13 protein-coding genes and 1 pseudogene are annotated in these 19,260 nt (G+C 74.9%); 10 read left to right on the forward strand and 4 right to left on the reverse strand.

All coding sequences use genetic code 11. The features are described from left to right. Positions 1 to 7: 7 nt before the first annotated feature. The 5 genes from AC07A6_RS01685 to AC07A6_RS01705 are packed head-to-tail and all read left to right on the forward strand — an operon-like array spanning position 8 to position 6,135. The gene (locus tag AC07A6_RS01685) at positions 8 to 871 is read left to right on the forward strand and encodes an alpha/beta fold hydrolase (RefSeq protein WP_478775640.1); all 864 of its coding nucleotides are present in this window, start codon (positions 8 to 10) and stop codon (positions 869 to 871) included. A gap of 2 nt (positions 872 to 873) precedes the next feature. Further along, positions 874 to 2,055 (forward strand): glycosyltransferase, encoded by a 1,182-nt coding sequence (locus AC07A6_RS01690; protein WP_478775831.1) that lies wholly within the window; start codon positions 874 to 876, stop codon positions 2,053 to 2,055. Beyond that, positions 2,052 to 3,929: a class I SAM-dependent methyltransferase gene (locus AC07A6_RS01695; protein WP_478775641.1), complete on the forward strand. Its 1,878-nt coding sequence runs from the start codon at positions 2,052 to 2,054 to the stop codon at positions 3,927 to 3,929. The genes AC07A6_RS01690 and AC07A6_RS01695 overlap by 4 nt, the downstream gene beginning before the upstream one ends. Beyond that, a complete protein-coding gene (locus tag AC07A6_RS01700) occupies positions 3,926 to 4,828 on the forward strand; it encodes a galactokinase (RefSeq protein WP_478775642.1) in 903 nt (300 codons plus the stop codon). Before AC07A6_RS01695 ends, AC07A6_RS01700 begins: the two co-directional genes overlap by 4 nt. A gap of 41 nt (positions 4,829 to 4,869) precedes the next feature. Beyond that, on the forward strand, positions 4,870 to 6,135 hold the full coding sequence (locus AC07A6_RS01705) for an alkaline phosphatase family protein (protein ID WP_478775643.1): 1,266 nt from the start codon (positions 4,870 to 4,872) through the stop codon (positions 6,133 to 6,135). Here the strand turns inward: AC07A6_RS01705 and AC07A6_RS01710 are convergent. Together AC07A6_RS01710 and AC07A6_RS01715 are read right to left on the reverse strand one after the other, a co-directional pair. After that, positions 6,122 to 8,248, reverse strand: a complete 2,127-nt coding sequence (locus AC07A6_RS01710; RefSeq protein ID WP_478775644.1) for an MMPL family transporter — start codon at positions 8,246 to 8,248, stop codon at positions 6,122 to 6,124. The genes AC07A6_RS01705 and AC07A6_RS01710 overlap by 14 nt on opposite strands. Positions 8,249 to 8,253: 5 nt before the next feature. Next, a complete protein-coding gene (locus AC07A6_RS01715; RefSeq protein ID WP_478775645.1) occupies positions 8,254 to 9,882 on the reverse strand; it encodes a hypothetical protein in 1,629 nt (542 codons plus the stop codon). A gap of 265 nt (positions 9,883 to 10,147) precedes the next feature. Here AC07A6_RS01715 and AC07A6_RS01720 point away from each other — a divergent pair, with 265 nt between their 5' ends. The 5 genes from AC07A6_RS01720 (at position 10,148) to AC07A6_RS01740 (ending at position 16,574) form a co-directional block, all read left to right on the forward strand. Further along, positions 10,148 to 10,558: a rodlin gene (locus AC07A6_RS01720; protein WP_362462643.1), complete on the forward strand. Its 411-nt coding sequence runs from the start codon at positions 10,148 to 10,150 to the stop codon at positions 10,556 to 10,558. Positions 10,559 to 10,725: 167 nt separating this feature from the next. Continuing rightward, positions 10,726 to 14,094: a DUF4132 domain-containing protein gene (locus AC07A6_RS01725; protein ID WP_478775646.1), complete on the forward strand. Its 3,369-nt coding sequence runs from the start codon at positions 10,726 to 10,728 to the stop codon at positions 14,092 to 14,094. A 190-nt stretch (positions 14,095 to 14,284) separates the two neighbouring features. Next, positions 14,285 to 14,443: a hypothetical protein gene (locus tag AC07A6_RS01730; protein ID WP_478775647.1), complete on the forward strand. Its 159-nt coding sequence runs from the start codon at positions 14,285 to 14,287 to the stop codon at positions 14,441 to 14,443. Between the two features lie 149 nt (positions 14,444 to 14,592). Next, entirely contained in the window at positions 14,593 to 16,050 is a 1,458-nt protein-coding gene (locus tag AC07A6_RS01735) for an NF041680 family putative transposase (protein WP_478775832.1), read from the forward strand. Between the two features lie 128 nt (positions 16,051 to 16,178). After that, on the forward strand, positions 16,179 to 16,574 hold the full coding sequence (locus tag AC07A6_RS01740; RefSeq protein ID WP_478775648.1) for a hypothetical protein: 396 nt from the start codon (positions 16,179 to 16,181) through the stop codon (positions 16,572 to 16,574). Positions 16,575 to 16,641: 67 nt separating this feature from the next. Here the strand turns inward: AC07A6_RS01740 and AC07A6_RS01745 are convergent. Next, positions 16,642 to 17,305, reverse strand: a pseudogene (locus AC07A6_RS01745) (NF041680 family putative transposase); the annotation flags it as partial. Between the two features lie 455 nt (positions 17,306 to 17,760). Continuing rightward, entirely contained in the window at positions 17,761 to 19,212 is a 1,452-nt protein-coding gene (locus tag AC07A6_RS01750; protein ID WP_478775649.1) for a purine-cytosine permease family protein, read from the reverse strand. Positions 19,213 to 19,260 lie beyond the last annotated feature (48 nt).

A 19,260-nucleotide genomic window follows, 5' to 3' on the forward strand; every position in this document is an offset into this window, starting at 1 on the left:
GCCCGCCGTGGCCTTCGTCCGCGCGGGTTCCCTGCGCTTCCACGTCCAGCGGCTCCCCGCCGCCCCGGCGGCCCCGGCGGCCGCTGCGGCCGGGCCCGGCCGGCCCCTGGTGGTGTTCCTGCACGGCCTGGTCGTCGACAACCTGTCCTCCTTCTACTGCCCGCTGGCGCTGCCGGCCGCCCGGGCCGGGCACGAGGTGCTGCTCTACGACCTGCGGGGCCACGGCCGCACCGAGCGCCCGGCCGACGGCTACGACAGCCGCACCGCCGTACGGGACTTGTTCGCTCTGCTCGGCTCGCTGGGGCTGGGCCGGCGGCCCGTGCACCTGGTCGGCAACAGCTACGGCGCCACCCTGGCCCTGCACGCCGCGCTGGCGCGGCCGGACCTGGTCACCGGGCTCACCCTCCTCGAACCGCCGCTCGGCGGGCCGTGGGTGGAGAACATGGTGGACACCCTGTCGGCGGCCGCGCTGAGCCTGGAGGACAGTCCGGTGCCGGCGGAGCTGCTGGCCCTGCGGCTTCGCAAGGCGGCGCACCTGACCGCCATCGCCGACGACCTCCTCAACCGGACCTCCCTGATCGACGACATCGCCGGGAGCCGTGTCTTCACCCCGGCCGACTACGCGCGGCTGCGCTGCCCGGCGCTGGTCGTCTGCGGCGAGCACTCCGAACTGGTGCCGGGGGCCCGGGAACTGGCCCGCCACGCGCCGGCGGCGGAGCTGCGGATCCTGCCGGGCCTGGGGCACGACGTCCTCAAGGAGAGCAGCGGGGTGCTGCGGGAATCCGTACTGGCGCATCTCGACGCGACGGCGGCGGCCGCCGTGTCCCGGGCGGCGGCGGTCCGGCCGCGGGCGGGAGCTCTGGTCCCGTGAGGGTGCTGTTCGCGGTGCCGCCGCTGGCGGGGCACGTCAACCCGACCGCGGCCGTCGGGGCCGAACTGGCCTCGCGGGGCCACGAGGTCGCCTGGACCGGGCCGGCGTCCGCGCTGGCCCGGCTGCTGCCCCCGTCGGCGCGGATCCTGCCCGCCGGGGACGACGCCGGGGACGACGCCGGCGGCGGGTACGCCGCGCTGCACGAGCGGTGGCGCGACCTGCGCGGGGTGGGCGCGCTGCGGTTCCTGTGGGAGGAGGCGCTGGTCCCGCTGGCCCGGGCGATGGTGCCCGGGGTGGTCCGGGCGGTGCGGGGCTTCGCACCGGACGTGGTGGTCTGCGACCAGCAGGCCCTGGCCGGTCCGCTGGCCGCCCGCCGGCTCGGGGTGCCGTGGGTGACCTCGGCCAGCACCTCGGCCGAACTGACCGACCCCTTCGCCGGATTCCCCAAGGTCGGGCAGTGGGTGGCCGGCCGGGTCGCGGGGCTGCTCGCGGAGTTCGGGGAGGGCGGCGGCGGGGACGGCGGCGGGTGGGACCCGCGCTTCTCCGAGCTGCTGGTGCTGGTGTTCTCCACGCCGGAGCTGCTGGGGCCGCCCGCGGTCTCCGCTCCGCACCACGCGTACGTCGGCCCGGCCTTCGGGGCCCGGCCGGCCGTGCCCGGTTTCCCCTGGCGGCGGCTGGACCCGGGCCGGCGGCGGGTGCTGGTGTCCCTGGGCACCCTCAACCAGGAGGCGGGCTCCCGCTTCTACCGGGCGGTGCTGGGGGCGGCCGAACGGCTCGCGCCCCAGGTGCAGCTGGTGCTGGCGGCGCCCCCCGCGCTGGTCGGGGAGGTGCCCGGTCATGTACTGCTCCGGCCGGCCGTCCCGCAGCTGGAGCTGCTGCCGCACCTGGACGCGGTGGTCTGCCACGGCGGCCACAACACGGTCTGCGAGGCCCTCGCGTACGGGCTGCCGCTGGTCGTCGCCCCGATCCGCGACGACCAGCCGATCGTGGCCCGGCAGGTCGCCGACGCCGGGGCCGGGGTCCGGGTGCGGTTCGGGCGGACCGGGGCCGAGGAGCTGCGGGACGCGATCACGGCCGTGCTGGACGATCCCGGCCCCCGCCGGGCCGCCCGGCGGATCCAGGCATCGTTCGCCGCGGCGGGCGGGGCGGCCGCCGCCGCCGACCGGTTGGAGAAGCTGATATGACGCCGCTCGCGCTCCCCCGCGTCCGCTGGACGTCCGCGGTGCTGCTGGCCGCCCTCGGTGCGGGCACCGTACGGGCCGGCCGCCGGCTGCGGGCGGTGCCGGTGCTGCCGGCCGCCCCGCCCGTGTCGGCCGGGGTGCCGGGGGCCGCCGGGTGGCGGCTGTTCACCGCCCGCGGGGTGGAACCGGACGCGGCCGTCTTCCTCGCGGCGTGCGCGTACGCCGACCGGGAGGGGCTGCGGGTGCTGGACCTGCTGCCCGGGGACCTGCCGGCCGAACGGGCCCTCGGGCTGCTGCGGCTGGTGGACCCGGCCCGGTACCGGGGGGACCGGCTCGGGGAGGGGCGGGGGGCCGGGTTCGCCGTGCTGGTCGCCGAGGAGGTGCTGGAGCGGGCCGGGGCGGCGGGCGGGGGCGGGCCGGGTCCGGACGCGGGTCCGGCGGAACTCCTGGCGCTCACCCGGCGTTTGAAGGAGTACGCCGCCGGGGCGACGGGGCTGGCCATCGCCCCGGGCCTGAGCTGCGGCCCCGGGGCGGGCGGCGCCGGCGGTGCCGGGCGGGCCGCCGAGCTGCGGGCGCAGGGGCTACCGGCGGGGGCGCTGGCCGCCGCCCAGCTGTCCGGGCTGGCGCTGCTCGCCGCCGTCGCCCTGCGCCAGGGCCGGTGGGGGGCGGCGGCGGCCGGACTGTACTGGCTCCAGCCGTACCTGGTCCTGGGCGGGCCGGGCTCCCCGCTGCGCCCCGCCGATCTGGCCCGGGCCACCGCCGCCCGGCCGGTGCGCTCCCTCGGCGCGGCCCTGCGTACCGCCGTGGCGGCGGGCGGCTCCCGGGTCGCGGACGCGGTCCGGGAGCCGGCGGCGGCCGCGGCGTACCGGGCCGAGCTGGACGCGGGGACGGGGCGGTTCTTCGAGGAGCGGCGCCCCGACTGCCCGTGGTGCGGCTCCGGGCGGCTGTCGGTCCGGGTGCGGGTGCCGGACCTGCTCCAGGGGAAGCCGGGACGGTTCACGCTGGAGCGGTGCCGGGCCTGCGGGCACGTGTTCCAGAACCCGCGGCTCACCCCGGAGGGGCTGGAGTTCTACTACCGCGATTTCTATGAGGGCCGCGGCGGCGAGGGCGCCGGCACGGTCTTCGGTCGGCTCGGCGCGTCCTACCGGCGCCGGGCGGAGATGCTGCTGCCCCACACGGTCCCGGCGTCCTGGCTCGACGTCGGCACCGGGCACGGCCACTTCTGCAACGCGGCGCGGGACGTCTGGCCCCGGACCCGGTTCGACGGGCTGGACATGGGCGACGGGGTCTGCGGGGCGGAGCGGCGCGGCTGGGTGGAGACGGGCTACCGGGGCCAGTTCCCGGAGTTCGCCCCGAAGCTGGCCGGCCGGTACGAGGTGGTCAGCATGTACCACTACCTGGAGCACACCCGGGATCCCCTCGCCGAACTGGACGCGGCGGCGGCCGTCCTGCCGTGCGGCGGGTACCTGACGGTCGAACTGCCCGACCCGGAGTCGCGGATGGCCCGGCTGCTCGGTCCGGCGTGGCTGCCGTGGTTCCAGCCGCAGCACCAGCACCTGGTCCCGGCCGCGAACCTGCGGGAGGCGCTCGCCGACCGGGGGTTCACGGTCCTCGCGGAGGAGCACGGCCCGGCCCACCAGGGCAACGACTTCTTCGGGGCGGTGGCGCTGACCGCGGCGCGGCTGGCCCCGGACCCGGACCGGCCGTGGGGGCCGCCGCCGACGACGGGCGCGCGGGTGCTGGCGGGTGCCGTACGGGTGGCGTCCGTGCCGTGTTTCGCGGCGGCGGCGGTGCTCGACGCGCTGCGCACCGCGGCGGCCCGGTACACCGACGGCGGGAACGCGTACCGGATGCTGGCCCGCAAGGACGTGCCGTGACGGGCCCGGCCGGCGGCGACCTGGCCCGCCGGGCGACCGCCGATCCGCTGTTCCGGCTCGTCGCCTACGCCCTGGAGGCCGCGCACGGGCGGCCCCCGGCTGCCGTGTGGAGCGCGCCCCACGCCTTCCACCTGGGCTCCCCCGGGCTGGTCGCGGCGGCCGGCTGGCCCGCCGCCGCGGCCGCGGCACCGCGTGAGGACGGGCTGGTCCGGCTCAGCTCCCTCGGCCACCCCGCCGACGGCTGCGACCTGCCGCTGACCCTGTCCGGGCCGCCGCCGGCCGCGCCCGCGTGGGCGGTGCGGCCGTACGCCGTGCTGCGGGCGCTGGCCCGGGCGGGCCACGGCCGCGGCGGAACGGACCTGCACGTGCAGGGCTCGCTGACGGCCGCCGCCGGGCTGGCCACGGCGGAGCCGGCCGACTGCGCGGTGGCGCTCGCCGTGGCCGGCGTACACGGCCCGCCGGGGGCGGAGCCGGACCGGGAGGGGCTGGCCCGGCTGCTGGCCGGGGCGCTGCCGGACGGGGACGACGCCCTGCGCCGGGCGGTGCTCTTCGCCCGGCCCGGCGAGGCCCTGCTGCTCGGCGCACGGGCCGGGCACCGGCGGTACGTCGCCTTCGACCCGGCCGCCTCGCGGGCGCGCCTGGTGCTGGCCGCCGTACGCGGGGAACCGGCGGACCGGCCCGCGGAGCTGGCCCGGACCGTCGCCCTCGCCCGCCGGGCGGGGGCCCTGAGCGCCTGGCCGCCCGGCGGGCGGCCGGAGCGGAGCGTGCTGCTCCTGCTGCCCGGGGCCCGGGTGGCGGCGGTGCGGGCGGCGGTCGCGGAGGACTTCCGCGACCGGGGGCGTCCCGTACCGCGGTTCCTGAACATCTCCGTGGCCGGGGCCGCCCGGCGCGAGCACTGACCCGTCGGGCCCCGTCCGACCCGTATCGAGGAGGAACACCCATGCCCCTTCGCCCACCGAGATCCCGGCGTCCGGTCACCACGGCCGCGCTCGCCGCGTTCAGCGCGCTCGGCCTGCTCGGCGCCTTCACGGTCGCCGGCTCCCAGGCCGCCGAAGCCGGTTCCGCGGCTCCGGCGGCGGCGGCCGCCGGGCTGCCGTCGTACGACCACGTGGTGGTCGTCGTGTACGAGAACAAGCAGTACGGGGAGATCATCGGCAGCGGCAACGCCCCGTACATCAACCAGCTGGCCGCCGGCGGCGCGAGCCTGACCGGGATGAAGGCGCTGACCCACCCGAGCCAGCCGAACTACTTCAACCTCTTCTCCGGCTCCACCCAGGGCATCACCGGGGACGGCTGCTACACCCCGCAGTCGATGACGGCCGCGAACCTCGGCCAGGAGCTGATCGCCGCCGGCCGGACCTTCGCCACGTACAACGAGGACCTGCCGTCGGAGGGGTCCACGGCCTGCACGAACGGCCAGTACGCGCAGAAGCACAACCCGTGGTTCGCCTTCAAGAACGTCCCGCTGAACACCGGGAAGACCTGGGCGCAGTTCCCGCGGAACGACTTCTCGGCACTGCCGGACCTGTCCTTCGTGGTCCCCAACCAGTGCAACGACATGCACTCGTGCTCGGTCGGCACGGGCGACACCTGGACGAAGAACAACATCGACGCGTACGCGCAGTGGGCGAAGGCCAACAACAGTCTGCTGGTGCTGACCTGGGACGAGGACAACTATCTGGGGTCGAACCAGATCGCCACGGTCTTCTACGGGGCGAACGTGAAGACCGGCACGTACGCGACGGCGTTCAACCACCACCATCTGCTGCGGACCTTCGAGGACCTCTTCGGCACGGCCACGCACGCGGGCAACGCCGCCAACGTCCAGCCGATCACGGAGGTGTTCACCGGCTCCACCACCCCGACGCCGACGCCGACCCCGACGCCCACACCGACGCCCACCCCGACCCCGACCCCGACACCCACACCCACACCCACACAGGGTGACCTGAAGCTGGTCAACCCGGGTCCGCAGACCTGCAAGTTCAATCAGTCCTGCACCATCCAGCTCACCGCCACCGGCGGCCGGCCCCCGGTCCGGTACGCGGCCACCGGCCTGCCGTGGGGGCTCGGAGTCGACGCGGGCACCGGGCGGATCAGCGGGAAGCCGTGGGGCAGCGGCACGGTCCAGGTCACCGCGACCGCGACCGACGCCGCGGGAGCCACCGTCACCGCCGCCTTCCCGCTCACCGTCAACTGGTTCTGACGGCGGCCTCCGCGGGGCGGCCGGCCGGCGGACCGGCCTCCCGCGGTGCCGGGCGGGGGCGGCGGAAGGGGCGGGGGCCCCACCAGTTGGCGCGGCCGAGGAGGGTCATGGTCGCCGGGACCAGGAGGCAGCGCACGAGCGTGGCATCGACCACGACGACCAGGGTCAGCGCGGTCGCCAGCTGCTTCATCACCAGCACCTCCCCCGTCGCGAAGCCCGTGAAGACGATGCACATCAGCAGCGCCGAGGAGCTGATGATCCGGGCGGAGCGCTGTACGCCCGCCTCGACGGCGAGGTCGTTGCCGGCTCCGGCGCGGTACGCCTCCTGGATGCGGGAGAGGAGGAACACCTCGTAGTCCATGGACAGCCCGAACGCCAGGGCGAACACGACCACCGGCAGCCAGTAGCCCAGCCCGCCCAGGGTGTGGACGCCCAGGAGCCCCGCGCACCAGCCGTCCTGGAAGACCAGGACGAGCGCGCCGAACGAGGCGCCGAGGGACAGGGTGTTCATCACGATCGCCTTGAGCGGCAGCAGCACCGAGCCGGTCATCGCCAGCAGCAGGACGTAGCTGGTCAGGGCGATCAGGGCGGCGGCGCGGGGTGCGTACCCGACGACCTCGGCCCTGAAGTCGGCGTCGAGCGCGGCCCGTCCGGTCACCCGGACCGGGAAGTCCGCCGGCCGGTCGGCCCGGAGCCGTTCCACGAGGCGGGTGGCGGTGGCGGCATCCTCGTCGGGCACCGGTACGAACCGGACGACGGCGACCCCGGGGCCCGCCGCGGTGGCGGGTTCGAGCCGCTGCACCTGCGGGGCGTCCGCGAAGCGCTCCGCCCACGCCGTGAGGCGGCCCGGGTCGGTACGGGCCACGACCACCACGGCGTCGGGCCGGTGCTGGGGGAACCGGTCGCTGACCAGGTCGGCGAAGCGCCGGGCCTCGGTGCCCGGCGGCAGCTGCAGTTCGCCGACCGGGCTGACGAGGTGGACGCGCAGGAAGGGCGCGGCGGCGGCCAGCAGCAGCACCCCGACCCCCGCCGCGACGGCCGGGGCCCGGCGGCGGGTCCAGCGGGCCAGCGCGGCGAACGCGCCCTCGTCGGCCTCCCGGCAGGCGCGGGCCCCGATCCGCCCGCCGCACGCCACGAGCAGCGCCGGGGTGAGGGTGACCGCGGCGGCGAGCGACAGCAGGACGGTGCCCGCGGCGGCCAGGCCGACGGAGGCGTAGAAGTCGCTGGGGAAGGCGGCCAGGCCGCTGAGGGCGGCGGCGACGACCAGGGCGGCGAAGAGGACCGAGCGGCCCGCGCTGCCCATGGTCCGCACCACCGCCTCCGGGACGTCGTGGCCCGCGGCGCGTTCCTCCCGGAACCGCCCGACCGTGAGCAGGGAGTAGTCCACGGCCAGGCCCAGGCCGAGCATCGTGGTCGTGGACAGCACCGGGGAGGTGAGGTCGTACCAGCGCGACAGCAGCAGGAGCCAGAGCATCCCGGTGCCGACCGTGCTGACGGCCGCGACCAGGGGCACGGCGGCCGCCACGAGGCCGCCGAAGAGGAGGTACACCACCACCAGGGTGACGGGCAGGGTGATCAGCTCGGCGCGCCGGGTGTCGGCCAGGGACCGCCGCGCCACCTCGGCGCGGGCCCGGTCGCTGCCGCCGAGGGTCACCGCGGCGCCGGGCAGGGCCCGGTGGACGGCGCGCAGCCGGGCTTCCACGGCCCGCTCGCAGCGCCGCCGGTCCTCCCCGGCCAGGTTCCGGTCCAGCCGTACGGAGAGCAGGACGGCCCGGTGGTCGGCGGCGTACGCCGCCGCGGTGAGGGGGGTGACGCCGTGTACGCCGGGGACGGCGGCCAGGTCCCGGCGGGCGGCGGCCAGTTCCCGCGTCAGGGCGGTGTCGGTCACCGGCACGCCGGACACCACGGCGTCGATCTGGCCCCCGTACGCGCGGACGCCGTCCAGGAGCCGGTTGCCCCGCACCGACTCGTGCGCGGCCACGCTCCAGGGACGCCGGTCCAGGCCTTCCATCACCGGTCCGGCGGCGGCCGCCCCCGCTCCGAGGAGCAGCAGCCACAGCAGCAGGACGAGGAGGTGGCGGCGTACGCAGAACAGGGCGAGGCGGGCGGGCATCGCCCTCAGGGTGCGCATCGGCGGCCTTCGGAGAGGTAGGCGGAGCCGATGGTGACGTCGCCCGGCCGCCGTACGGTCAGCCGGACGAAGCCGTCGCCGCGGGTGCCCCGCATCGGTTCGAGGCATCCGGCGTCCGCCGTCAGCCAGGGCGAGTCGACGATCCGGACGGTCACCGTGCCGGGGCGGGGCACCCGGACGGTGATCGCGGCCGCGTCGGAGCTGCGGACGCGGGCCGGCGGGTCGACGAGGGGGACGGCGTCGCGGACGCGGTAGATCCGCCAGTTCCGGTCCTGCCACACCGGCTCCAGGTAGGCGGGCGGGTCGGCGACCAGGGCGCGTTCGGCCTCGGAGGCGGCGTCGGGCGGGCCGTCGTGGACGACGACGAGGCCCACGGCCCACCGGTCGAGCCAGGCCCGGTAGGCGGCCGGGGTGAGGCCGCCGTCCCCGTAGAAGAGGCGGCCGCGTTCCACGTCCGCCTGCCGGTTCCAGCCGCGCGCCAGGGTGACGTACGGGGCGAGGACGGCGGCCTCGCGGTGGCTGCGCGCCATGACGGCCTCCACCCGGGTGCGCTCGGCCCCGAGGCGGCCGAGTTCCGCGAGGACCCCGTCCGTCCGGGCGGCCCAGGCGGGGACCCGGACGGTGTCTCCCAGGTGGGCGGCCGTGTTCCCGCCGACCCAGAGCAGGCAGAGGGCGAGGCCGGCTCCGGCCACGGTGCGGCGTGCGCGGCCGGCCGCCGTCGCGGTGGCGGCGGCGAGCAGGAGGGCGGGTGCGGCGAGGTCGGCGAGCCGCCCGACGTTGGTGCCCATCGGGGAGGGGACGGCGTAGCTGAGCAGGACGGCCGCCGCGTACAGGGCGGCGGCGCGTCTGGCCCACCGCCAGGCGGGGGGCGCCGCCGCGAGGACGGCCAGTGCCGTCAGCAGCGGGGGCCAGATCCGCTCCGGGGGCATGGGCTGTTCGCCGAGGAAGGGGAAGAGGCGGGCCGTCAGGGCGAGGACGGCGCAGGGCGGTACGAGCAGGGCGGCGGCCGCGGCGGCCCGGCGCCGGGGGGCGGGCAGCAGTGCCGCGCCGGTCAGGGCGAGGAAGAGGCCCGCGACGGGGCTGGCCATGGCGGAGAGGGCCGCGCAGAGCGCGGTGGCCGCGAGCCGTCCGCCCCGGGTTCCGCTCCCCCGGGGCAGGGCGGCCGGCAGCGCCGCGAGTCCGAAGGCCACGCCCAGGACGAACGTCGTGCGCCCGGAGGCCGTTTGGCACCACAGCGCGAGGGCCGCGGCCAGCGCGGGCCGTTCGGGCGCCCGGACCCCGCTGCGCACGCACAGCAGCGCGGCGAGCCAGGTGGCGGTCAGGCCGGCCGCCACGGTGACGGGGACCACGCCGAAGACGGCCATGGCGTAGGGGGACACGAGGCTGTAGGCGGCGGTGTGCAGCCCGCCGTGCCAGGCGAGGTCGTAGGCGGAGCCGGGGTGGCGGGCGGCGAAGTCCGCCCATGCCGTCTGGGCCGCGAGGTCCCCTCCGCCGGTGGCGAGGACGGCCGCCCACACCGCGTACAGCGGCAGCGCGCAGCCGGTCGCGGCCAGCGGGACCCGCAGGGTGAGGGGTACGGCTGCCGGTGCCCGCCGGGTCAGGGCGACAGAGGTCATGGGCGGCTCCGGTCGAGGCTGCGCTTCGGCGCTGGTGGGGGGAGGGGCCCGGGCGGGGGGCCGCACCTTCCAACGACGGGCGGCGGCCGGTGTGTCGGTGTTCCGGGCACCCGGCACCCGGTCGGCGTCCCGGCCGCCGGGGTGCGGCGCGCCCGCGCTCTGCCATTCGGGTGACCCACCGCCACGTCCCCGGCCGCACTCCCGTTACCAGCACGAACTCCCCGATCCGGGGCTCGTTTCGGCTACAGCGAAGGAAAGTTCTCGAATGCTGAAGAAGATGATGGTCACCGCAGCAGCCACCGCCGCCGCCGTCGGCGCGGGTGCCGCCGTCGCCGCCCCGGCCATGGCCATCGGCAACGACAACGGGATCAACACCGTCAACGGCAACGGCGCCCAGCAGATCTACGGCAACCAGAAGACCACCGGTGACATGAGCCCGCAGCTCAGCGTCGTCCAGGGCACCCTGAACAAGCCCTGCATCGGCCTGCCGGTCAAGGTCAACGCCCAGTCGCTGATCGCCCTGCTCAACATCGGCGTCCAGGACATCAACGTCCTGTCCAACCCGCAGAACCAGCAGTGCACCGAGAACTCCACGCAGGCCAAGGGCGACGAGCCGCTCTCGCACATCCTGAGCAACATCCCGGTCCTCTCCGGCAACCTCTCCGCGGGCAGCTGATCACCGGCAGCCGCCGCTGAGCGGGCCGGCCGGGGACGTCCGCACGAACGTCCCCGGCCGGCCCATCTGCGTTCCCGGGGGCCGCTCCCCCGGCGCCCGCCCCTGCCGGTTGTCAGTGGCTCCCCCTACTGTTCGACCGACCGGTTGTTGAACAAGGGGAGGGCGTCATGGGGCGCGGGGAGCACGTCGACGGGCCCGGGACGGCCGCCGTACCAGGGGGTGAGGACTTCTTCGCCCTGCCCGAGGCATGGAAGCGGAACCTGCACCCGAGGCGCGGTGGGATCGCCGTGGAGGTCCCGCCGGCCGACGCGGAGGCACCGGGGCGGCTGCGCGAGTGGCTCGAAGCCGATGCCGAGACGGTCGAGCGTGCCCTCGACGCTCCGAAGAGCGAGCCCGAACTGGTCGGGGCGGCCCGCGCCCATCAGGCGGGCAGCCCGAGCCCCCTGGGCGCCGCCGTGCTGGCGGAGGCGCTGCCGGGGCGTGCGGGAGTGGACGGGACGACCGCGGACGCCTGGGCCGTGGCGTACGGCCTGCCGTTCGCGGCGTGCGCCGCCGTCGAGGCGCTGGAGCTGTGCACCACGTCGGTGGTGCAGCGGAGCCGGAGCGTGGTCGAGGGCATCTCCTTCCGTCCCGAGGACGGCGGCAACGGCTGGAGGCAGTACGGTGCCGTCCGCGTCCTGCACCGGGTGCGCGCCCTGCTCAGCGTGGCCGACGAGGCGGTTTACCGGGACGCGGTGGAGGCCCTGGCCCGCCACCGCAGCAGCCCCCGCCGACGCGTGGCGAGCGCCTTCCTCGTCCCCACCGAGCAGGGGTGGGTGGACGACTGCTGCGCGGACCCGGCCGCGCGCGAGCACCACGAACGCCCGGTACGGGAGCTGCTGGTGTGCTCCCTGGGGTCCGCGCGTCAGGCCGCACTGTTCGGGGACCGGGTGGACCTGAGCTGGACCGGCTGGAGCCCGGCCGCCATCGCCACCGCGGGCGAGGGCGTCGGTGTGGTCATGGCCCCCTGGCTGGCGGCCGACCTGGACCGGGACAACGCCGGCACCGACGACGTCAGGAGGCTGGCCGGCGCCCTCGCCGAGCTGCCCACGGACGAGGCCTTCGGCTTCCTCCTCGACCGCGTCGGGAACAAGTACGTCCGCGCCGCCCTGGTCACCGCGGCCCGGCGGTACCCGCTGCGGGCGCTGCGCATGCTGGCCGGGGCCTCGCTCGGCCGGGGCCGGACGGCGACGACGGCCGGACTTCTGCTGAAGGCCCATGTGGCCGCGCACCGGGAGGAGGCGCTCGCCGCGCTGCCCGGTCTGGCGGAGCCGCTCGCCGGGGCCGTGGGGCCGCTCGTGCACCGGGAACTGGTCGAGGAGGCCCCGGCCGGGTCGCTGCCGCCGCTGCTGGCCTGCCCGCCCTGGCAGGGCCGGCGCAAAGCCGTGAAGCCGAGGGTGGTCGGCGGGCTGGTGGCCGAGCCGGTCACGGCCGTGGACTGGCGGCCGGGCGAGCGGGAGGCATGGGCGGGGGCCGAGTCCTGGCTGACGGGATGGCAGCCCCACGCTCCGATGGAGCAGTTGCTCAAGCAGCTCCGGGCGGGCCGGCTCCACCAGTGGAACGCGCTCGCGGTGTTCGTCCACGGCCCGCTGGACGAGGTCCGGCCGCTGCTGCCCGGATGGCACGGTCCCGCGTACGCGCAGGAGGGGCTGGCGGTGTTCAAGCCGCTCGTGGCCCGGCACGGGGAGGCGGCGCTCCCGGTGGCCCTGCGCATGGCGGGCGCCAACCCGGCGACGGTGGGGCCGGTGCTGGCGCCCTTCCTCGACGCGGACGTGGCCCGGCTGATGGCGGACTGGCTGGTGCGGCTCAAGGCCGCGGGCGAGACGGCCCGTACCTGGTTCGTCCGGCACGGGGCCGGCGCGGCCCGGCTGCTGGTCCCCGCCGCGGTGGGCCCGCTCGGGCCGGAGCGGACCGCCGCCGAGCGGGCCCTGACGGTGATCGCGTCGGCGCACGGCGCGGACACGGTGCGGGAGGCCGCGGCGGCGTACGGGCCGGAGGCGGTGGGAGCCCTGGAGGCCCTGCTGGGCGTCGACCCGCTGGTCGCCGCGCTCCCGGCGAGGATCCCCGGGCCGGCGGCCTGGGCGACGGTGCCGGCGCTCCCGCAGATCTTGCTGAGGTCGGGCGGGGCGCTGCCCGCCTCCGCCGTGGAGCACGTCGTCACCATGCTCGCGCTGACCACGCCCTCCTCGGAGTACCCGGGGCTGGAGCAGGTGCGGGAGCTGTGCACGCGGGAGTCGCTGACGGCCTTCGTGTGGGAGCTGTTCACGCAGTGGCAGCTGGCGGGCATGCCGCCGAAGGAGACCTGGGCCCTGCACGCGCTGGGCCGGTTCGGGGACGACGGGACCGTGCGGGCGCTGACCCCGGTGATCCGGGCCTGGCCGGGCGAGGGCGCGCACCAGCGCGCGGTCGACGGGCTGGAGGTCCTCGCGTCCATCGGCAGCGACCTGGCCCTGCTGGGCCTGCACGGGATCGCGCAGCGGGTGAAGTTCAAGGCGCTGAAGCTGCGCGCCCAGGAGAAGATCGCCGCGGTCGCGGCGGAACTGGGGCTGACCGCAGAGGAGCTGTCGGACCGTCTGGTGCCGGACCTGGGGCTGGACGCGGACGGGAGCACGGCCTTGGACTACGGCACGCGCCGGTTCACGCTCGGCTTCGACGAGCGGCTGCGGCCGTACGTGCTGGACGGGGACGGACGCCGGCTGAAGGAGCTGCCGAAGCCCGGTGTCCACGACGACGCGGAGCGGGCGTCCGCCGAGCGCAAGCGGTTCGCCGCGCTGCGCAAGGACGTGCGGGCGGTCGCCCCGGACCAGGTGCGGCGGCTGGAGGCCGCGATGGTGGACGGCCGGTCCTGGACGGGTGCCGCGTTCCGGCAGCTGTTCGTCGCCCACCCGCTGGTGTGGCACCTGGTGCGGCGGCTCGTCTGGCAGGTGCGAGACGGGGAGTCGGCGACCGCGTTCCGCGTCACCGGGGACCGTACGTACGCGGACGTGTCCGGCGGGGCCGTGGAGGTCGCGGACGGGGCGGTCGTCACCCTGCCCCATCCGCTGCACCTCGCGGACGAAGTGGCGGCCTGGTCCGTACTGTTCGCCGGTCTGGGGACCGTCCAGCCGTTCCCGCAGCTCGGCCGGCCGGTGCTGGCCGTGACGGAGGAGGAGGCGGGCGGTGAGCGGCTCACCCGCTTCGAGGGCGTGACGGTGCCGGTCGGCAGGCTGCTCGGGCTCCAGAAGCGCGGGTGGGAGCGGGGCGTGCCGCAGGACGCGGGCGTGGAGCGCTGGTTCTCCCGCCGGCTGGGTCCGGAGCGCCATCTGGTGATCGGGCTCGAAGAGGGCATCGCGGCCGGGCTGGTCGGCGAGTTCCCGGACCAGACACTGGAGACCGTCTGGCTCGACACCACGCCCTGCGACTACTGGCACTCCCGTACGTACCCGCTGAAGTTCGCCGACATCGACCCGGTCCGGCTCTCCGAGGCGCTGGCCGACCTGACGGAGCTCACCTCCTGAGCTTGTTCTTTTCTTCCGGCCTCGACGCCGAAGGTCAGGCAGGCAGCCGCGTGACCGTTGATCTGTGACGTGCCACGGCGCGCTGACCTGGCAAGATGCTCACATGGAAACTGGGTTCCCCTGGGGGGCTACACCAACCGTCGATCTCCGCCTGTGGCGTGCTGACGCGATCGTGCTGTTCGACTGGCTGATGAGCACCGACTTGAACACCGTACCGATCACGCACCCGGCTCAGAAGCAGGCTCTCGCGGACCTGCTGGCACGCCTGGAGGAGGTGGACATCATCGAGTCCACCGATGAAGAGATCGCCGCAGCCCAGGCCGAGGTGGCCAAGAACATGGGTTGGTAGGGACCCGCTTGAGGTTCGTGATCGCGGATCCCCTCGAAGGGCGCCTCGAACTGAGTCACTCACATGGAGAATCACCGGACGTGGGGGCGGCCTTCGTCTGATCATGTGCTCCGACCAAGGTGCACGTGACCACGACGAAGGCCGTGAGGGTGAGTCTGCTCCCTGATGCTGTTCGGAGGGAAGCGTTCGCGGAAGCGTCACCCTTCCGGGGCGAGTTCTACGAGTGTCTGACCGCTCGGCGCGACGAACTGTTCGAGTTGGTGGACGCGGTGCTGTGCGCGGACGGCCCGGTCAAAACGCCGGTGGATCTGACCTTGGTACCCGAACACCGCCGTGGGCACGGTGCGCTGTACGGCGCCCTCAACCGCGGTGGGGTGGACGTCACCCGCCTGCGGGCGGTGCTGGCCGGGTTGCCGCTGCCGCGCTTCGAGGGCGGACGCCTGGTGCTCGCAGTCGACGTGTCGCCGTGGCTGCGCTCGGACGCGCCGTGCTCGGCAGACCGGCTGTTCTGCCACGTCTACGGACGGGCGAAGTCCGCCTCGCAGTTCATCCCGGGCTGGCCGTATTCCTTCGTCGCCGTCCTCGAACCGGGAGCCACTTCGTGGACGTCGGTCCTGGACGTGGTCCGGCTCGGACCCGAAGACGATGCGACCGCCGTCACCGCCGCCCAGCTCCGCGCCGTGGCCGAGCGGCTCATCTCAGCCGGCCAGTGGGCGCCCGGCGACCCGGACATCACGATCGTCATGGACGCGGGATACGACGTCACCCGCCTGGCCTGGGTCCTGCGGGACCTGCCCGTCGAGCTCGTCGGACGCGTCCGCGGTGACCGGGTGATGAGGCTGCCGAAGCCCTCGCCCAAGGAATACGCCCTGGTCTGTCCCCAGGGCGGCAGGCCGCCGAAGCACGGGCCGGAGTTCCGCTTCAACAAACCAGAGACCTGGCCCGACGCGGCGATCACCACCGTCACCGACACCGCCAACTACGGCAAGGCCGAAGCCCAGGCGTGGGACCGGGTCCACCCGAGGCTGACCCACCGCTCGGCCTGGCTGGAGCACGACGGTGAACTCCCCATCATCGAGGGCACCTTGGTCCGACTGAAGGTCGAGCACTTGTCGAAAGACCGGGAGGCCCCGCCGGTCTGGCTGTGGTCATCCAAGACCGGCGCCACCCCGGCAGACGTGGACCTGTGGTGGCAGGTGTTCCTCAGGAGATTCGACCTGGAACACACCTTCAGGTTCACCAAACAGACTCTCGGCTGGACCACCCCGAAACTGCGTACGCCCGAGGCCGCGGACCGGTGGACCTGGCTCCTGGTCGTTGCGCATACCCAGCTCCGCCTGGCCCGGCCGCTGGCCGCCGACCTCCGTCGACCCCGGGAGAAGCCTGCCAAGCCCGAACGCCTCACCCCGGCCCGGGTCCGCCGGGGGTTCAGGAACATCCGCGCCCACCTGCCCTGCCCGGCCCGTGTTCCCCAACCCCGCGGCACCGGCCCCGGACGACCACAGGGGACAAAGAACCGCCATCCCGCACCCCGCTACGACGTGGGCAAGACCGTCAAACGACCCGAGACCCTCAAGGCCATCGGCAGACCCGGCAGGTCCTGGTAGATAAAAAACAAGCTGAGCTTGTTCTTTAACCACCGGGCTCGAACTGGATCGGTCTTCGCCGCCTGAAGTGCCACCAGCGTCAGCTGATCGGGTGGCACCGCCCGCCTGCCGGTCACTACGGTCTGTGCATGACCAGCCAGAACGAGCACCCAACCCGGCCCGATCTCGCCGCCATGCTCACCGGCCAGACCGCCGCCTGCGCCCCGGCCCGCGAGGCCCTCTTGGCCGGCGGCAAGCTGCGGCTGTTCGACGGTGCCGCGCCCGACTGGATGGTGCGTGGCATCGCGGCCACACGGCTGCGCCGTTCACGGCGGATCGGCCTGACGACGCTCGGCCTCGACGAGTCGGTCGAGATCCTCTCCCGACACCGCGACGTATCGTTCCGCACCGGCCTCCTCGACGCGCCGGACCGGTCCTGGTTCTACACCCTCTACTTCGACGCCACCGGCACCGAACTGCTGGCCTGCAGCGCCGTCAAGAACCAGCCTCCGACCCGGAAGCACGCCCGGCGGCCCGGCACGTAGCGGCTGCTTGCTCCTTCCTCCGCATTATCAGTTCAGGTCAGGATGATGTTCCCCGCGAGTTCGGCCGTTATAGCCTGATCCGGTCGCGTTCGCTGATCGTTTCGGGGCGTCGGACGGTTTTGCCTACGTCGTAGCGGGTGGCGGGCTGCTGGTTCTTCGATCCGAGCGGGTCTGCCGGGGCCGGGTCGGGTGGGTTTGGGAACACGGGCCGGGCAGGGCAAGGTCGGGCGGAGGTTCCTGAACCCCCGCCGGACCCGGGCGGGGGTGAGCCTGTTCGGATAGGCCGCTCTCTCCCAGGGCCGGCGGACGTCCTCGGGGAGCGGCCGGGCGAGACGGAGGTGGGCGTGCGCGACGATGATCAGCCATGTCCACCGGTCCGCCGCTTCTGGTGTTCGGAGCTTCGGCCGGGTCCATCCGAGCGTCCGCTTGATCATCCGGAACGTGTGCTCCAGGTCAAAGCGCCGGAGGAACGCCTACCAGCGCAGATCGACATCGGCACCGGTCATACCGGTCGCGGAGGACCACAGCCACAGTGGCAGCGGGTCTCCGCCGCCTGGCAGATGGTCGACTACCAGCCGGATCAACGTCCCCTCGATGATGGGTAGTTTGCCGTCGTGGTCGATCCACGCGGAGCGGGTGGCGAGGCGGGGGTGGATGCGGTCCCAGGCCATCGCCCGGGCGGTGCCGTAGCGGTCAGTGGCCTGGACGGTCGCGGTGTCGGGCTCGCCCCAGCGCGGCGACGAACGAGTACGGCCAGCCCGGCGATTCGATGCACGGAGTTCGGGCAGCCCGCCTGAAACCGTGAGCGGAGGGAGTGGTAGTGAACGGAACGTGGTGGCTCGCACAGGGCGACACGCGGATCGGCGAGCTACAGCAGTACGCAATTGATCAGCCGACGTTCCTCTGTCACTTCATCCCGGGGCCCTGATGGGAAGGGGTCCGTGCACTGTTCGAGAGCTGGGCGGCCTTGAACGGCCCGGATCCCGACGGGTCTCGAACAATGCAGGCCATCGAGCCCCTCATGGACCTCGGACTAACGCTGGTTGCCCAAGACGAAGGTCAGCACATGGCGCTCTTCAAGGAGTGCATCGTCCGTATCGACGGTGACACCGCCCGGGTGCGCTGCTGACCTCCGCCGACCATAAAGAACAAGCTGAGCGGCGGCGCCCGCCCGGGCCCCTCACGCCTAGCGGCGGGCGGCCCGCACGGCCGGGTCGTGGCGCATCAGGGTGGCGTAGAGGGCCGCGGAGACGAGCATGCCGGCGGGCAGGGACAGGTCGACGCCGCCGAGGGCCCCGGCGACCGGGCCGGTGTAGAGGGTGTTGACGCAGACGGCGGCCGCGGCGACGCCCGCGAGGAGGGCGAGGGCGCCGGCCCGGTTGACGCCGCCGGTGTACCAGAAGGGGCCCCCGGGGGTCTCGTCGCAGAGCGCGGCCCCGTCGTAGCGTCCCCTCCGGAGCAGGACGTCGGTGGCGTAGACGGCCATGAGCGGGCCGATCAGGACGACGATCACCTGGAGGGCGTTGCTCACGGTGTCGAGGAAGCGGGAGACGAGCAGCCCGTACAGGGTGAGGGCGACGGCGACGGCGCCGTCGAGGAGGACGCTGACGGAGCGGCGGATGCGCAGGCCGACGGCCTGGAGGGCGAGGCCTGCGCTGTAGGCGGTGAGGGCGTTGACGGCGATCGTGCCGAGGACCAGGGCGAGCAGGAAGACCGGGTTGAACCAGCCGGGCAGGAGCGGCTGGAGCGCGTTCTGCGGGTCGGTCATGTCGACGGCGGTGGCGGCGAAGGCGCCCAGGGCGGAGACGAGGACGCTGGGCAGGAAGGCGCCGAGGGCGGTCCAGCCGGCGACCGCCGTGCGGGGGGCGGTGCGGGGCAGGTAGCGGGAGAAGTCGGCGCTGGTGGTGTAGGACAGCGGGGCAGAGGCGATCAGGGTGGTCCCGGCGAGGAGGGCGGTCCACAGGGCGGTCCCCGAGAGCGGCTCGGCCGGGCGGTGGGAGAGGTCCGCGTGCCCGGCCACCACGACGGCGACCACGGCGAACGCGGCCGTGAGGACCAGGGTGATCGGGAGGTAGAGCTTCATGATCATCGCGTGGCCGTAGACGCTGATCGCCAGGGTGAGGGCGGCGATGAGCAGGATGACGGCCACCTTGACGGCGGTGCCGGCGGTGAGTCCGGCCTCCTCCACGAGGGCGAAGGCGGCGGTGGAGGCGGCGGCCAGGTTCAGGGCGAAGTAGCAGACGGAGACCAGCCAGCCGCCGACGGCGTTGTTCAGGCGGTTGCCGAGGACCCCGTACAGCGCCCGGGTGATCACCTCGCTGGGTGCCCCGGCCGCCGGCCCGGAGGTGGCGACGAGGCCGGTGAGCAGCCAGAACAGATTGCCCACGAGGATCACGGCGAGGGACTGCCACAGGCTCAGGCCCATGAGCACCAGCGCGCCGCCGATCACCAGGCTGAGGTAGTTGACGTTGGCCGCCGCCCAGACGGCGAAGAGGTCCCGGGGGCGGCCGTGGCGCTCGGATTCGGGGATGCGGTCGATGCCGTGGGCCTCGACGCGGCCCGCGCGCTCCGGGGCGGGGCGGGCCGACTCGGGCGCGCCGCCCTGAGCGGGCTGCGGGTCGGGGTGCTTGGACGCCATGAGGCCCTCCGGTGTGCTGCTCGGATCCCACCTGCTTGCTTATTGGTC

It is taken from the genome of Streptomyces sp. NPDC044002, from assembly GCF_056434525.1.

Coding starts and splice junctions, on each gene's coding strand:
- AC07A6_RS01695 (WP_478775641.1), top strand. CDS start 2,052: ATGACGCCGCTCGCGCTCCCCCGCGTCCGCTGGACGTCCGCGGTGCTG.
- AC07A6_RS01705 (WP_478775643.1), top strand. CDS start 4,870: ATGCCCCTTCGCCCACCGAGATCCCGGCGTCCGGTCACCACGGCCGCG.
- AC07A6_RS01710 (WP_478775644.1), bottom strand. CDS start 8,248: ATGCCCGCCCGCCTCGCCCTGTTCTGCGTACGCCGCCACCTCCTCGTC.
- AC07A6_RS01715 (WP_478775645.1), bottom strand. CDS start 9,882: ATGACCTCTGTCGCCCTGACCCGGCGGGCACCGGCAGCCGTACCCCTC.
- AC07A6_RS01720 (WP_362462643.1), top strand. CDS start 10,148: ATGCTGAAGAAGATGATGGTCACCGCAGCAGCCACCGCCGCCGCCGTC.
- AC07A6_RS01725 (WP_478775646.1), top strand. CDS start 10,726: ATGGGGCGCGGGGAGCACGTCGACGGGCCCGGGACGGCCGCCGTACCA.
- AC07A6_RS01730 (WP_478775647.1), top strand. CDS start 14,285: ATGAGCACCGACTTGAACACCGTACCGATCACGCACCCGGCTCAGAAG.
- AC07A6_RS01740 (WP_478775648.1), top strand. CDS start 16,179: ATGACCAGCCAGAACGAGCACCCAACCCGGCCCGATCTCGCCGCCATG.
- AC07A6_RS01750 (WP_478775649.1), bottom strand. CDS start 19,212: ATGGCGTCCAAGCACCCCGACCCGCAGCCCGCTCAGGGCGGCGCGCCC.